The sequence below is a fragment of the Chitinophaga rhizosphaerae genome, from assembly GCF_003958645.1.
In the GTDB taxonomy this organism is placed as follows: Bacteria; Bacteroidota; Bacteroidia; order Chitinophagales; family Chitinophagaceae; genus Chitinophaga; species Chitinophaga rhizosphaerae.
The window spans coordinates 98,734-113,695 of the sequence record NZ_RXLO01000003.1; the positions used below are offsets into that span (position 1 = coordinate 98,734).

A 14,962-nucleotide genomic window follows, 5' to 3' on the forward strand; every position below is an offset into this window, starting at 1 on the left:
ATGTCGTTAGTGGATGGTGAGTCGATTTTCGTTCATCATGAATTTGATTTTAGATGTATAACTGATTTTCTGAAGGATGTCTAACACCTGCGGCAGCGGCATGCCTGCGGGAAACCGGAAGGTATAATTGCCTATGCTTTTATCCAGCGCGGTGGACACGTTGATGCCATATTGATCTTCCAGTGTGCGGATTACTTCAGACAGCGGGGCGTTTTGCAGGAGAATTTCGCCCTGCGTCCATGCGATTGCGTCTGGTTGCCGTATTTGCTCGATTTGTTTTTGCGGATAGGTGATGCGTTGCCCCGGTTCCAGGAGCCCATGGCCGGAGGCTTTTACTTTTCCCTCCAGGAGCGTGATGCGGCGGAATTCCCCGTCGGCCGGGCGCTCCACGGTGAAGCGAGTCCCCAGCACGGTGGCAGTGTCTGGTCCGGAACAAACCAGGAATGGATTTCCGGCAGCCGCTTCCACTTCGAAATACGCCTTGCCCCGGAGAACGGTCACCTGCCGGCCGGCGTAGGCCAGTTCGGTGTTGGGGCCTGCGGTGATGCGGGAGTTGTCGGGCAGGGTGAACGTCCGCACTTCGCCCGGCGCGGTGGCGAGAGTGGTGGTGCGGGGCGCTTCCGGGCGGAGGAGCCACGTGATTGCCAGGGCCGCTACGCCGGCGATGGAGGCGGCGGCAGCGATGTAGGGCCAGGTCCGCCGGGTTCGCTTCGGCGCGTGCGCCTCGATATGGCGCCACATGGTATCGTGTAAACGGGCTTTTTCGGAGGTTCCCAGGATAGGGGCATCGCCGCGTTCGGCCAGCCCGTCCATCCATTCGTGCAACAGGCGCTCCTCCTGCGGGGAGGCCTCGCCTTTGCGGTATTTCTCCAGTAATGCGCGTATGTTTTGCTCGTTCACGTAAAGGGTGCTTTACAGGAAGACACGCGTCAAAACCCGGATAACCATCCGTGGTGAAAATATTTTTTCCCTTGAAAAAACGATTTAGTTAAGGATATAAAAAAGGAGGAAGGGAAGGGCGTGCCATTGTACGCGGATGCGGCGCAGCGCCGTGTTGATCTGGTTGCGGATGGTTTGTTCGCTGCTGCCGAGCCTTTGGGCGATCTCCGCCACGGTCAGGTGCTGGATGCGGTGCATGTAGAAGGCAGTCTTCATCCGGTCGGGAAGTTGGTCGATGGAGCGGAGCAGCGCGGATTCCGTTTCGCGGAAATGAATGGTGTCGAGCAGGGAATTGTCTGCCGAAGCAACGGCTTCGCCGAACCGGCCTACGTGCTGCTGGTACAATTGCTCGTCGCGGATGGCGTTGAGGAGGCGGTTGCGGAGGGCGGCGCGGAGGTAGGCGGGCACGGAGGCGACATGGGGAAGTCCGGCGTGGCTTTCCCATAGGTGAACGAACAGGCACTGGATGGCGTCCTGCGCGGCGGAGCCGTCTTTCAGCACACGAACGGCGTAATGGTAGAGTTCTTCCCAGTACGTGTCGAACAAAGTGCGGAAAGCGGTGCTGTGGCCCTGGCGGACCATCTCCCATAATGTGTCTGGCTGTGGTTGCTGCCGCATATCCCCGATATTGTGGGCTTCAAAATTAGTCAGTAACGTGTGGAATTATCCCGATGTCCTATTTATCAAATTGTTAAGTAAAAATTAGGAAGAAAAGCGGACATAAAAAATAGGGAGAAAAAAAATACCGGGCTTTGCGGCCCGGTATTCTTGAATAAGGTTGTTGCATTGCAGGAGGGGTTGTTACATTGCGGCGAGTTGCACCTTTTGTTGCAATTCGATAACGCTGTCCCGGAAACTATTGTCGGTGTCCATCAGGTCTTTAACGGTTTGGCAGGAGTGGATCACGGTGGTGTGGTCTCTGCCGCCGAAATGTTCGCCGATGGTTTTCAGGGAGTTTTTGGTAAAGCTTTTGGCCAGGTACATGGTGATCTGGCGGGCCTGGACGATTTCGCGCTTGCGGGTTTTTTGCAGGAGCTTGTCGTAGGCGACATCGAAATATTCGCACACCATTTTCTGGATGCTTTCGATGGTGATTTCCTTGCTGGAAGTTTTGACGAAAGATTTGAGGACGCGCTTGGCCAGCTCCAGGTCGATTTCTTTCCGGTTGAGGGAAGATTGGGCGAGGAGGGAGATGAGGGCGCCTTCGAGCTCGCGGACGTTGCTCTGGATGTTGTAGGCAACGTACTTCACGACTTCTTTTGGCATTTCGAGGCCGTCGTTTCGCATCTTCATTTCCAGGATTTCCATGCGGGTCTCGAAGTCGGGCAGCTGAATATCTGCGCTGAGGCCCCAGCGGAAGCGGCTCAGAAGGCGTTCCTGCACACCGTCCAGGTCTTTGGGCGGTTTGTCGGACGTGAGGATGAGTTGTTTGCCGCTTTGATGGAGGTGGTTGAAGATGGCGAAAAACGCGTCCTGCGATTTTTCGGCGCGGGCGAAGAACTGGATATCGTCTACGATCAGCACGTCTATCAATTGGTAGAAGTGGATGAAGTCGTTGATGATATTATTCTTGGAGTGATCGATGAACTGGTTGATGAACTTTTCCGCGCTTACGTACAGCACGGCCTTGTTCGGGTTCTGGCGTTTCACTTCGTTGCCGATGGCTTGTGCGAGGTGGGTTTTGCCGAGGCCAACGCCACCATATATAACGAGCGGGTTGAAGGAGGTGCCTCCGGGTTTGTCGGACACGGTTTTGCCGGCCCGGCGCGCCACGCGGTTGCAGTCACCTTCGATGAAAGATTCGAATGTGTAATTGTGATTCAGCTGAGAATCGATCTGAACGCGTTTGATCCCTGGGATCACGAAGGGATTCTTGACCGGGTTCTGTATGGTGAGCGGGAAATCAACTTCACTTTCCTTCTGGGGCTTGGTAAACTGCGTAGGCATGTTCACCGTTTTAGGATGTTGGTGGGGGGTACTGTTCTCCACTACTATCCGGTACTCCAGGCGCGCTTCCTTGCCGAGCTCGCGCTTGATGGTTTTACCTAACAGGCCCACATAATGTTCTTCCAGGTATTCATAGAAAAACTGGCTGGGTACTTGAATGGTTAAAACGTTGTTCTCAAGCTTTACGGGTTTTATCGGCTCAAACCATGTTTTGAAAGGTTGCCATTCCACAATATCCCTGATTATATTCAGACACCTATCCCAAACTTGTTCGCAAGTTTTATTCATTTAGAAAAAAATAATTTGTCGTGTTTATAATTTGGGTGTTCTCGAATACTAAAGTCCTCAATGCGGGCAGTTGAAGAACTTTTTGACAGGACGACGAATATCTGTAGAAAATGTTGAAAAAAAAAATAAATCTGCCCTTGTTTAATTTCCTACAAATACAGTGTGCCGCAGCCTGTTTTATTCGTATGTAAATCGGCTAAAACACCCGTTTAGCCTGCAATTCGACCACTATTAAAAGTGCTAAACCGTACAAGCATGATTAACAAGTAATTTGTTAATGTGTTTACTGATTAACGCACAAATGGTCTGCTTATCAGGTAAAATAACATTGCCCTTCGCCTGCTTTAAAAAGCAAGCCCCATAGGGCGCATTGTTGGCGCTTCGGTGTTTCACTTTTTTGGTAACTGCTTTTTCGTTTTCTCGAATCGGCTGCAAATTTATGATCTTGTTTCTAATAAATGCGAATAACTTGTGTAAAAGTTCTTGATTATTCCTGTATCTAAAATACTTATCTTTGGCGCAAATTGAAATTTTTAAACTAGTTATATATGAGCTTTGAAGTTACCGGTAAACTGGTAGTGAAGTACAATACGGTACAGCGCAGCGAATCTTTCAAAACCCGTGAATTTGTTATCGAGAAAACAGACGATATCAACGGCCGGGTGATTACCAATTATATCAAGTTTCAGTCAGTTCAGGATCGTACCGCCATTGTGGACCGTCACAATGAAGGTGAAATGGTTAAGGTTTATTTTAATATAAAAGGCACCCGCTGGGAGAAAGATGGTAAAGTGAACTACATCACCAACCTCGACGCATGGCGTATCGAGTCCATGATGCAAGGTGCACCCGGCGCCGACCCCATGCCCAACTACAACACTTCCCAGGAAGGTTCCTTCGGTGGTGGCAACAGCGGCAACAGCGGAGACGATCTTCCGTTCTAAAATAATAACACACCGGCTCCCGCGAGCCCGATCATATTCCAGGCGCCCCGCTGCTGCGGGGCGCCTCCTTTTTTATACCTATCTTTGCCCCGGTTTTTTAGGATAAATACCTAACAATGGTCAAACAGATCTCCCTCAAGCTCCTCCCGCAGGAAGCTACCCAACATCGCGCCATCACGCGCCACGCCGCCGAAGCCCTCGGCGTCAAACCTGCCGATATCACCGGGTTCAATATCGTCAAACGCTCTATAGACGCGCGCTCCCGTCAGCCATACTTCGTGCTCACCATCGAAGTCTTTGCCAGCGAACCCTTTCAGCCCAAACAACTCGAACCTTTCCGCTACGAGCCCCTCCGCCCGGATGCCCTTCCGGTCATCGTCATTGGCGCCGGCCCCGCAGGCCTCTTCGCCGCCCTTCGCCTCATCGAGCTCGGCCTCCGGCCCATCGTGCTCGAAAGAGGTAAAGACGTGCGCGCCCGCCGGAGGGATCTCGCCGCCCTCAATAAAACGGGCATCGTCAACCCCGAATCCAATTACTGCTTCGGGGAAGGCGGCGCCGGCACGTATTCCGACGGCAAACTGTACACCCGGTCCAACAAACGCGGCAACATCCAGCGCATCCTCCATATATTCCGCCAGTTCGGCGCCGATGACGCCATCACCACCGATGCGCACCCCCACATCGGCACCAACAAGCTCCCCCATATCATCACCGCCATGCGCGAACAGATCGCCAACAGCGGCGGCGCCGTGCATTTCGAACAGAAAGTAACCGATTTCCTCATCGCAAACGAAGCGTTGACCGGCGTGAAAACCGCCACGGGCGATGTATTCCACGCCCAACACGTGATCCTGGCCACCGGCCACTCCGCCCGCGATATCTTCGAGCGCCTGCATGAGAAGAAAATTCTCATCGAGCGGAAGCCCTTCGCACTGGGCGTTCGTGTGGAGCATCCGCAATCATTGATAGACAGTGCCCAATACCATTGCGCCTTCCGTGGCGATCACCTCCCGCCCGCCAGCTACAGCCTCGTGGAACAGGTGAACGGCCGAGGCGTGTTCTCATTCTGCATGTGCCCCGGCGGCATCATCGCCCCGGCCGCCACTTCGCCGGGAGAACTGGTGGTAAATGGATGGTCGCCCTCGAAGCGCAACAACCCTTACGCCAACTCAGGCATGGTAGTAACGGTAGACGAGGAGGATTTTGCGCCATTCGCCAAAGCCGGTCCCCTCGCCGCCATGCACTACCAGCAAGCCGTGGAACGCAGCGCCTACGATGCGGGCGGCGGCAGCTTCGTAGCCCCTGCCCAGCGGATGACCGATTTCGTGAAAGGCAAAGTGTCGGGTTCTTTGCCGGATTGCTCCTACATCCCCGGCGTTCGCAGCACCGATCTGAGAACAGTGCTCCCGGCGGCGGTACATTCCAGGCTGGGAGCCGCTTTCAAGGCTTTCGGGAAGAAGATCAGGGGATATTTTACGGAAGACGCCATCCTCGTTGCCACGGAATCCCGCACCTCAAGCCCCGTGCGCATTCCACGTAACGATCATGACCTCATGCACCCGCAGGTGAAAGGGCTTTACCCCTGCGGAGAAGGCGCAGGCTATGCCGGCGGCATCGTTTCAGCCGCCATGGACGGCGAACGCGTGGCCGAAGCCATCGCCGGGGTTGGTACCGGGAATCGTCCGGTTGGTGTATCATTATGAAAATACGTTATCAATTCTTTGGCGCGCATGGGGTAATTGGGTAATTTTCACCCGTCAATTATCCTTATGAACGTACTGGAACTCCAACATCTCAAGAAGCACTACGCCACGCACAAAGCGGTGGACGATATCAGCTTCTCCATCCCGAAGGGCAGCATCTTCGGGCTACTGGGCCCCAACGGCGCAGGTAAAACCACGCTCCTGCGCATGATCACCGGCATTATTTACCCCGACGCCGGCGACATCCTTTTCGACGGCCGCCCGTTCGACCCGCACAACGATATCCAATATATAGGGTATATGCCGGAAGAACGCGGACTGTATAAAAAGATGAAAGTGGGCGAACAGGCCATGTACCTGGCCCAGCTCAAAGGCCTCAGTGCTCACGAAGCCCGTCAGCGGATCGATTACTGGTTCAACAAATTCGAGATCACTTCCTGGACCAACAAGAAAATAGAAGAGCTCTCCAAGGGTATGCAACAAAAGGTGCAATTCATTTCCACCGTCATGCATCAACCCAAACTGCTTATTCTCGACGAGCCCTTCTCCGGCCTGGACCCCATCAACTCCCAGCTCATCCAGGACGAAATCTTCCAGCTCGCCAAAAGCGGCACCACCATCATCTTCTCCACGCACCGCATGGAGCAGGTGGAAGAAATATGCGACCACATCGTGCTCGTCAACAAAGGCAAAAAGGTGCTCGACGGCCCGGTGAAACAGATCCGGCAGGATTTCAAGCACCACCTCTTCCGCATCAGCCTGGCTTCCATGCCCAACCCCGCGCAAATGGCGACGCATCATTTCGAGATCGTCAAACAGCACGAAAACGGTTATACCGTGAAGATCAATGAATACAGCCAGACGAACGACATCCTGGCCCATTTCATCCATCACGGCATCCAGGTCACCTATTTCGAAGAAATCCTCCCCACCATTCACGAAGTCTTCATCCAGCAGGTGAAGATCACCGACCTGGAAGCGGCCGTTAACTAACACCCATGAAATACTGCATATTCTTGTTAATGATCGTAGCTGCGGGGTGCGGTTCTGCCAACGGCTCGCAGCAAAATACCGATAGCACGGCACTGAATGCGGACAGTCTTGCCACGGCAGACGCGCGCGCCAGGGCGGAAGCTTTCCTGCAACTTTTTCCTTCCGTTAACCCCAACGACCTCGCCATCGCATCTCCCCAAACCGATTCCAACGGCGTCATGAAGGGAATGGTAGGCAAATGGCTGGACAGCAGTATGGTCAAATTCCTGCCCGATAACTGGGCCGAAGGCGAGATCGGCGTGCCGGGAGAATTGTATGGCGGATATTTCGCCGTCGGCAAATTCGCCATGGGCGATTATGAAATGCTGCTGTTGAGAGCGCCCGGCGAATACCAGAGCAGCAGGATCCAGCTACTCGCATGGCACAAACCCACCGCCCGCGTGAAAGATCACATCATGTTGGCAGACGAATGGGGCGACGCCGGCGATGCGCAACAAACCTACAGCTGGCTCCACCCGGATGGCAAGGAGCTCGAAGTAAGAATGGCCGTGCTCTCTTCGTATCAAGACCCGGAGGATTCCACCGGCCGTTCCGAGTCTTCCGCCGATTACGCCATTTTCCGGTTCAGGAACGATGTGTTCGACACCACAGGTATGAAGCAGCGCCGCAACGAAGCGTTCTTCCGTTCCAAATTCAAAGACAGTTACCAGGTACCCGATTCCGTATACGTAGCATATCACCCAAATTCTAACGCAGACTCCCATGAATAAGATCTGGATCATCATCAAAAGAGAATACCTCACCAGGGTAAGAAAGAAATCTTTCATCGTCACCACCCTGCTGCTGCCGGTTTTGTTCGCCGCCATGGTCATTTTGCCCGGCTTGCTCATCAACTCCGACAACAATGAGAAAATCGCCGTGATCGACGAAAGCGGCTACTTCGCCGGCAAACTGCCCGACGAAAAAGGCATCCAGTACAAATTCGTGGACGCCAAACTCGACACTTTCAAAAAAACGTACCGCGACCAGGGCTATACCGGCCTGCTGCATATCCCCAAACTCGACATCAACCGCCTGCCCGCTATTGTCTACTACAGCAAGGGCCAGATGCCCTTCACCCTGAGAGGCAGTATGGAAAAGCGCCTTGAAAGCGTGGTGGAAGATAAAAGAATGGAACTGGCCGGGGTCGACAAGTCGAAGCTGGAAGAAATCCGTGCAGACATCTCCATCGATAACCTCGCCGGCGACGACGAGCGGAAAGGCAGCACCGTAGCGGCTTATATCATCGGCTGGTTCGCCGGGTTCCTCATTTACATCGTTTTGCTGGTTTTCGGCATGATGGTCATGCGCGGGGTGATGGAAGAAAAAACCAACCGTATCGCGGAAGTAATGGTATCCAGCGTGAAGCCGTTCCAGCTGATGATGGGCAAGATCGTAGGGATCGCCGGGGTGGGACTGACGCAGTTCCTCATCTGGGTGGGCTTGCTCGTTGGTATATATACCTTGTTACTGCCGTTGATACTGGGTACGGACATGTCTGCCGCTTCCGTCGCCACCCAACCGGGCATGACGGCCGCTACGAAAGATATGGCGCAGAAGATCGCGTCTTTCACGGGTAGCGTCAACTGGTTCTCGATCGTGTCGCTGTTCCTGTTCTACTTCCTGGGCGGATACCTTTTCTACGCGGCGCTTTTCGCGGCGGTGGGCAGCCTGGTGAACGAAGACCCTAACGATGCGCAGTCGCTCACGTTCCCCATCACGCTCCCGGTGATCGTGGCCATGGTGATCATGATCCAGGCGGTGGTGAACCCGACCAGCCAGCTGGCGGTGTGGGGCAGCATCATTCCGTTCACTTCTCCCGTGGTGATGATGGCGAGGATTCCTTACGGAGTGCCGGGTACGGTGCCGCTTTGGCAGCTCGGCCTGTCGATGTTCTCGCTTATCGCCGGTTTCCTCGTTACTACCTGGGTGGCCGCGAAGATTTACCGCACGGGGATTCTCATGTACGGTAAAAAGGTGACGCTGGGCGAAGTAGGAAAATGGATTTTCAGGAAAAGCTAGTGAACAGTTCCAGGATAATAGAAAAAGGCCATCTACCCGATGGCCTTTTTTTGTTTGCATATTTTAATGGGAGGGATGGTCAGAGCGATCCGAGCTGCGCACAGGTGGTGCGGAACTCGTTCCAGATTTCGTGGAGCACGTCGGCCGCGGGTTTGATCTCGTGGATGAGCGCGCTCACCTGGCCGATTTCCAGTTCGCCTTCTTCGAGCTGTCCTTCGAACATGCCTTTTTTGGCGCGCCCCCGGCCCAGGAGCCCTTTGAGCTGCTCGATGTCCGCTCCTTCCGTTTCTGCTTTTTTCACCGCTTCGAAAAACGCGTTCTTCAACAGCCGAACCGGCGTCAATTGCTTCAGCGACAACATCGTATCGCCTTCGCCCGCCCGGACCACGGCCTGTTTGAAAGCCTCGTGCGACGATGCTTCCGGCGTGGCCACGAACCGGCTGCCCACCTGGACACCGGAAGCGCCCAGCGCGAAAGCCGCCGCCATGGCCTTTCCCGAACCGATACCGCCCGCCGCGATCACGGGGATCGTGACAGCCGCCGCTACCGCGGGGATGAGCACCATGGAGGTAGTTTCTTCCCGGCCGTTGTGGCCCCCGGCTTCGAAACCTTCGGCCACTACGGCGTCTACACCCGCTTCCTGGCTCTTCACAGCGAATTTGCTGCTCGATACCACGTGTACCACCTTCACGCCTTGCGCTTTCAACATCGGCGTCCAGGTCTTGGGATTGCCTGCGGAAGTGAATACCACCGGCACTTTTTCTTCCAGGATGATCTGGATATGTTTGTCAAGATCGGGGTACAAAAGCGGTACGTTCACACCGAAAGGCTTATCCGTAGCCGATTTGCACTTTTGGATATGTTCGCGCAGCACATCGGGGTACATGCTGCCGGAGCCGATGACCCCCAGTCCGCCGGCGTTGCTCACCGCACTGGCGAGCCGCCATCCGCTGGCCCAGATCATGCCTGCCTGGATGATGGGATATTCGATGCCGAATAAGCTGGTAACGGGGTTGTGGAATGCCATCTGCCGAAAATTGGTTTAACCGAGATCGATTTCCGTGTTGTCGCCGATATTGAGGCTCTGGCTGAGCCCGCGGATATTGGCGTCGCTACCGATGAGCGACGATTTCAGCACCACTTCGTACAGGTTGCTGAAAGAGCCGATAATGGAATCTTTCACGATGGAATAACTGATGACGGTATTATCGCCGATGGCCACGTTGGGACCGATTATGCTGTTTTTGATATTGCAGCCTTCGCCGATGCTCACGGGAGGGATGATGATGGTATTCTCGTATGGCAACACCGGGCTGGCGGAAAGCTTGTATTTCTTCAGCAGCGTGGCGTTGGTTTCGAGGAGCGTTTCCTTGCGGCCGCAGTCGAACCAGTTGTTGACCTTGAACGCATTGAACTGCACGCCGTGCTGGATCATGCATTCGAGCGCGTCGGTGAGCTGGAATTCGTCGTGCGAGCGCACCTGCAGGCGGATATTGTCTTCCAGGCACTGGTACAGCTGTTCCGTTTCCCGGATTTTGTACATGCCTACGAGGGCGAGGTTGGATTTGGGGATCTGGGGTTTCTCGATCACACGGGTGATGGTCATTTCCTCGCCGAGCTCGGCCACGCCGAAGTTGCGGGGATCGTCGACCTTCTTCACGCCCAGTACGGAAACCGGTGAGTTGATCACTTCCTTGAAATCCACTTCCACGATGGTGTCTCCCAGTACGATGAGCACTTCGTCGCCCGCCACCACGTCTTTGGTGAGCAGGATAGCGTGGCCGGTGCCTTCGCGGGAATTCTGCTGCACGAAGTGCGTCGTCAGATCGGGATATTTCTTTTCGACGTAATGCTGGATCTTTTCACCGAGATAGCCCACAACGAACACGAACTCGCGGATACCGGACTCCACCAGCTGGTCTACGATAATGCTCAGGATGGTGCGGCCCGCCAGCGGTATCAAAGCTTTGGGCTGCGTATATGTATGCGGGCGCAATTTTGTGCCTGCACCTGCGACTGGAATAATTGCCTTCATGTATCGGGTTTGATGGAAGTGGTCCACTGCTACAGTAAACGGAATCACTTTGCTTCAGGGGGGCAAATTACGGAATAACGGGGAATAAAAACAGGATAACGGTATGGCTGCGAAAAGATATTAGTGTTTTGTGTTATATGGCTGAACGCTACTTTTCATCAATTCCAACTTTATATTTAGTAGGAAGATGATTAATTTTGCGTCTTAAATTTTCTTTCATCATGCAAAGAGACCAGCAGATCTTCGACATCATCCGCCAGGAACTGGAAAGGCAGCGCCATGGCATTGAACTGATCGCTTCTGAGAATTTCACGAGCCATCAGGTAATGCAGGCCATGGGCAACGTAATGACCAACAAGTACGCCGAGGGCTATCCCGGACGCCGTTATTATGGCGGTTGCGAGATAGTGGACATGAGCGAACAGCTGGCCATCGACCGTGCCAAACAGATTTTCGGCATCGAGTACGCCAACGTGCAGCCCCACTCGGGTGCGCAGGCGAACGCGGCGGTTCTACTGGCCATCCTCCAGCCGGGCGACAAAATCCTCGGCCTGGACCTCAGCATGGGCGGCCACCTCACGCACGGCTCCGCGGTTAACTTCTCCGGAAAACTGTACCAGCCGCTGTTTTATGGTGTGAACAAGGAAACCGGCCTTGTTGAGTACGACAAGATGGAAGAGGTTGCCCTCGCCGAAAAACCCAAACTGATCATCTGCGGTGCCTCGGCATACAGCCGCGATTGGGATTATACCCGCATCCGCGAGATCGCCGACAAGATCGGTGCTTTCGTGATGGCAGACATCGCGCATCCCGCGGGCCTCATCGCCAAAGGGCTCCTCAATTCGCCCTTCGCGCATTGCCACTTCGTAACCACCACCACCCACAAAACCCTCCGCGGCCCCCGTGGCGGTATGATCATGATGGGCAAGGATTTCGAAAACCCCTTCGGCCTCAAAACCCCGAAAGGAGAAATCCGCATGATGTCTAACCTGCTCGATATGGCCGTGTTCCCCGGCATCCAGGGCGGCCCGCTCGAACACGTGATCGCCGCCAAAGCGATTTCGTTCTTCGAGATCCTGTCTGACGATTACGACGTTTACGCCCGCCAGATCATCAAAAATGCGCAAGCCATGGCCCGCTCCTTCGTGGAAAAAGGCTACCAGATCATCTCCGGCGGTACAGATAACCACCTCATGCTGATCGACCTCCGCAATAAGAACATCTCCGGTAAAAAAGCGGAAAACGTACTGGTTCAGGCAGATATCACCTGTAACAAGAACATGGTCCCCTACGACGATAAATCTCCCTTCATCACCTCGGGCATCCGCGTCGGCGTTCCCGCCATCACCACCCGCGGCATGAACGAAGATCATATGCCGCAAATCGTGGAATGGATCGACAGACTGCTCCTCGACGCCGACAACGAAGGCCTGCAGAAGCGCATCCGTGGCGAAGTGAACGAATTCATGAAACAATTCCCCCTCTACCCCGAAATGGGCTGAGGCTGATCCAGGCGAATAATGAAGAAGGCCGGTCAGGAGCGTTTGGCTCCCGGACCGGCCTTCCTCGTTTAAACGGCGGATTATTTGTTTTCCAGCGTGATCTCCTGTTCGCGCTGGTTACGGAACACCACCGCTTTCAGGTTGCTCCGCCAGGCGATGGGCTGGTATACGGAAAGGAAGGTTTTTACGGAATGGACGGGCTGGCCGTCCAGTTTCAGCAACACGTCGTTGGTGCGCAGACCGGCTTTCCAGGCATCGCTGTTTTCCGGTACCGTTACGAAATACGCGCCTTTTTCATCGGGGAGGCCTGTGGCGGAGCGTTCTCCCAATCCTTCGATGTTCTTCACTTTCGCACCTTTCCACTCGAGCAGATCGCCTTTCGAGGATGCGGCGGAAAGCAGGATGGCTGGCAGGGGAACGGGCGCCGCCAGCTTCTTGTACGCCGCGATCCGTGTTCCGAAATTGTCTATCGGGAAATCGCGGTAAGTATATCGTCGCGGCATGCTGGAGGGCTTTAACCGGTAATCACCTTTCTTGAAATCGCGGAACTGAAGGTCCAGCACGATGGAGGTGGCATCTGTACCGCGTTTTCTCGCAGCTTCGAGCGATGCTTTGTCAGGGAAGAAATTGTAGTCCACCTTCTTGCCCCAAACATTGACCTGGATTGGCTTGTAGTCGGTGGTCACCACGTTGGCGGTGAACTCGTCGTTGCTGTTCGCAAACCATACATGCGGGTGGAAAGTGTTGTTGATCATCAGGTTGTGATGCACTCTCCGGAAAAATCCTTCCCGCAGTTTCAGGCCGCCGTTCAGGCACACGTTGTCGTAAATGTCGTAATAGGAGGAGCCGTCGTCCAGATCGATGTCCCAGCCGTGATCGCAGCGGAAACGGTTTTCGCGGAGGATGGTGGTGCCGAGGATGTCGAGCTTCGTGAGGGCGATATTCGCCATGGTGGCGCTGTCCATGATCCTGCGGTTGGGGTGCCAGAACCTGTCGCGGCCCCAGCTGTTGAAAGCGCCATGGTCGCCGGTTTCGAGCACGGTATTGTACACATCGTTCCGCTCGATGAGGTGGCCGCCGAAAGTGCCTTCGCTGACGTTGATGCCCGCGCGCGGCACGTTGTGGATCGTATTATGCGCCACATGGATGGCGTTCGAAATGCTGATCTGCACGCCGGCCGATTGTTTCTCGATCTCGCCGGAAAACTGGATGAGGTTGTCTGACGCGCTGCATTTCTTCGGGAAATCGTCCGATTTGGGGCCGGGCGTAAAGTCCATTTCGCTGAAAGGCACGGCCAGGTTGTATTCGAACGCCGGAGACCGCACTGCGTCCGGGCTCCCGACAAACGCGATACCCGAGGCGCCGGCCCTGTAAATATGATTGCTGTCGACGCGGACATTCCGGTTATAGTTGTTCACGAACACCGCGTTGCCACCCACTTCGTCGAACTTGCAATTGGTGATGGCCGAATTTTCAGCCCCTTCCACCAGCACGGCCCCGCCGCGGTAGATGGTCCAATCGCTGCGCAGGAGCGGTTCTCTAGTGAGCATGAACGTGCGCCTGTTGCCGGTGAAGGTGATCCCGCGAACGGTGACGTTCTTCAAAGGCTGTTCCATACTGCCTTTCAGTACGATCAGCTCCGTAGTTGCGGCATAGGCGATTTCGGCAGCCGGTTTTTTACCGTTTTCGGGTTGAAAGTAGAGTGTTTTTTCCGTGGCGTCGAAGAACCATTCGTGCGGGGCGTCCAGTTCTTCGCGGACGTTTTCCACGAACCGGTGGTCCGGGTGGAGGCCCATCTGGCGGTTGTTTTGCCAGCCGCCTTCCAGGATGGCGTTCCCTTGCGCATCCACGCCGGTCACTTTATAATGATAGCCGCCCCATTCCGCGCGGTGCAACGCATGGACGATCGCGGTTTCCGGATGTTTCCACGTTTTGATGCGCGCCGGTGAAAGCGCATCCGCAGCCGTACCGTGGTAAAACCGGGCCGAGGGATCGTAGTTGGGATAGCGGGCGGAGATTTGCAGTTCCCCATTTACGTAGAGCCTGTCCATTTCCGTGAGATCCGCGGGGATGGAGGTTTTCCATATGCCGTTCCCTGCTTCCTGCCAATTGGCCGTGAGCTTCCGGGCGCCGCTGATGACCGGCTTTTCGCCCGGCTGCGCCTTGATGGTAAAGGCTTTGTGCTGCGGGTTGTCGGCAGTCGTGAGCACGAAGGGCGCATCCAGATAATAGGTGCCGCCCCTTAATATTACGGTGGTGGCTTTACCGGGAGACCGGCGCCAGGTTTCACGGGCGCCTTCCAACGTGGCTTTGGGTTGGGCCCTGGTGCCGGGATTGGCATCGTTGCCGGTGGGCGATAGGTAGACGAGGGTTTCCTGGGCCTGTAACGCCGGGGGCGACAACAGGCTGCAGGCGATGATCCATTTCAGCATAGCGATTCTTTAGTAATGGTAAGATAGCCCCTTGCTGCCGGGCCGGTTGGTAGTAATTGAACAAATCCTGACAAAATTATTTGGAAGTATGGATTCTATCCTTACATTTGTAGTGTAC

General features: G+C 54.8%; 12 protein-coding genes. 6 read left to right on the top strand and 6 right to left on the bottom strand.

The annotated features are described in order from the left end of the window. Positions 1-6 precede the first annotated feature (6 nt). The 3 genes from EJ361_RS07575 to dnaA form a co-directional block, all read right to left on the bottom strand. On the bottom strand, positions 7-900 hold the full coding sequence (locus EJ361_RS07575; protein WP_126244887.1) for a FecR family protein: 894 nt from the start codon (positions 898-900) through the stop codon (positions 7-9). A gap of 84 nt (positions 901-984) precedes the next feature. Beyond that, positions 985-1,557 (bottom strand): RNA polymerase sigma factor, encoded by a 573-nt coding sequence (locus tag EJ361_RS07580; protein ID WP_126244888.1) that lies wholly within the window; start codon positions 1,555-1,557, stop codon positions 985-987. 183 nt (positions 1,558-1,740) lie between these two features. After that, a complete protein-coding gene (gene dnaA / locus EJ361_RS07585; RefSeq protein ID WP_126244889.1) occupies positions 1,741-3,174 on the bottom strand; it encodes a chromosomal replication initiator protein DnaA in 1,434 nt (477 codons plus the stop codon). Between the two features lie 548 nt (positions 3,175-3,722). Between dnaA and EJ361_RS07590 the strand changes: the two genes are divergently transcribed. The 5 genes from EJ361_RS07590 to EJ361_RS07610 all read left to right on the top strand — a co-directional run bounded on the left by EJ361_RS07590 (position 3,723) and on the right by EJ361_RS07610 (position 8,875). Beyond that, on the top strand, positions 3,723-4,118 hold the full coding sequence (locus tag EJ361_RS07590; RefSeq protein ID WP_126244890.1) for a DUF3127 domain-containing protein: 396 nt from the start codon (positions 3,723-3,725) through the stop codon (positions 4,116-4,118). A gap of 116 nt (positions 4,119-4,234) precedes the next feature. Continuing rightward, positions 4,235-5,821, top strand: a complete 1,587-nt coding sequence (locus EJ361_RS07595) for an NAD(P)/FAD-dependent oxidoreductase (RefSeq protein WP_126244891.1) — start codon at positions 4,235-4,237, stop codon at positions 5,819-5,821. A gap of 66 nt (positions 5,822-5,887) precedes the next feature. Further along, positions 5,888-6,814, top strand: coding sequence for an ABC transporter ATP-binding protein (locus EJ361_RS07600; RefSeq protein WP_126244892.1), 927 nt, complete (start codon positions 5,888-5,890; stop codon positions 6,812-6,814). A 5-nt stretch (positions 6,815-6,819) separates the two neighbouring features. After that, a complete protein-coding gene (locus EJ361_RS07605; protein ID WP_126244893.1) occupies positions 6,820-7,584 on the top strand; it encodes a hypothetical protein in 765 nt (254 codons plus the stop codon). Further along, positions 7,577-8,875 (top strand): ABC transporter permease, encoded by a 1,299-nt coding sequence (locus EJ361_RS07610; protein WP_126244894.1) that lies wholly within the window; start codon positions 7,577-7,579, stop codon positions 8,873-8,875. The genes EJ361_RS07605 and EJ361_RS07610 overlap by 8 nt, the downstream gene beginning before the upstream one ends. Positions 8,876-8,954: 79 nt before the next feature. Here EJ361_RS07610 and EJ361_RS07615 read toward each other — a convergent pair whose 3' ends face one another. Beyond that, entirely contained in the window at positions 8,955-9,902 is a 948-nt protein-coding gene (locus EJ361_RS07615; RefSeq protein ID WP_126244895.1) for an NAD(P)H-dependent flavin oxidoreductase, read from the bottom strand. A 15-nt stretch (positions 9,903-9,917) separates the two neighbouring features. Further along, on the bottom strand, positions 9,918-10,910 hold the full coding sequence (locus EJ361_RS07620; RefSeq protein WP_126244896.1) for a sugar phosphate nucleotidyltransferase: 993 nt from the start codon (positions 10,908-10,910) through the stop codon (positions 9,918-9,920). A 221-nt stretch (positions 10,911-11,131) separates the two neighbouring features. On the opposite strand from EJ361_RS07620, the gene glyA reads away from it, so the two are divergent. Further along, the gene (glyA, locus tag EJ361_RS07625; protein ID WP_126244897.1) at positions 11,132-12,412 is read left to right on the top strand and encodes a serine hydroxymethyltransferase; all 1,281 of its coding nucleotides are present in this window, start codon (positions 11,132-11,134) and stop codon (positions 12,410-12,412) included. A gap of 80 nt (positions 12,413-12,492) precedes the next feature. Here glyA and EJ361_RS07630 read toward each other — a convergent pair whose 3' ends face one another. Continuing rightward, a complete protein-coding gene (locus tag EJ361_RS07630) occupies positions 12,493-14,844 on the bottom strand; it encodes a PDZ domain-containing protein (protein WP_126244898.1) in 2,352 nt (783 codons plus the stop codon). Between the last annotated feature and the right edge of the window lie 118 nt (positions 14,845-14,962).

Bases quoted from the DNA above. Each gene is read 5' to 3' on its own strand.
- EJ361_RS07615 (WP_126244895.1), bottom strand. From the start codon at position 9,902: ATGGCATTCCACAACCCCGTTACCAGCTTATTCGGCATCGAATATCCC.
- EJ361_RS07610 (WP_126244894.1), top strand. From the start codon at position 7,577: ATGAATAAGATCTGGATCATCATCAAAAGAGAATACCTCACCAGGGTA.
- EJ361_RS07620 (WP_126244896.1), bottom strand. From the start codon at position 10,910: ATGAAGGCAATTATTCCAGTCGCAGGTGCAGGCACAAAATTGCGCCCG.
- EJ361_RS07630 (WP_126244898.1), bottom strand. From the start codon at position 14,844: ATGCTGAAATGGATCATCGCCTGCAGCCTGTTGTCGCCCCCGGCGTTA.
- EJ361_RS07580 (WP_126244888.1), bottom strand. From the start codon at position 1,557: ATGCGGCAGCAACCACAGCCAGACACATTATGGGAGATGGTCCGCCAG.
- EJ361_RS07590 (WP_126244890.1), top strand. From the start codon at position 3,723: ATGAGCTTTGAAGTTACCGGTAAACTGGTAGTGAAGTACAATACGGTA.
- EJ361_RS07605 (WP_126244893.1), top strand. From the start codon at position 6,820: ATGAAATACTGCATATTCTTGTTAATGATCGTAGCTGCGGGGTGCGGT.
- dnaA (WP_126244889.1), bottom strand. From the start codon at position 3,174: ATGAATAAAACTTGCGAACAAGTTTGGGATAGGTGTCTGAATATAATC.
- glyA (WP_126244897.1), top strand. From the start codon at position 11,132: ATGCAAAGAGACCAGCAGATCTTCGACATCATCCGCCAGGAACTGGAA.
- EJ361_RS07595 (WP_126244891.1), top strand. From the start codon at position 4,235: ATGGTCAAACAGATCTCCCTCAAGCTCCTCCCGCAGGAAGCTACCCAA.
- EJ361_RS07600 (WP_126244892.1), top strand. From the start codon at position 5,888: ATGAACGTACTGGAACTCCAACATCTCAAGAAGCACTACGCCACGCAC.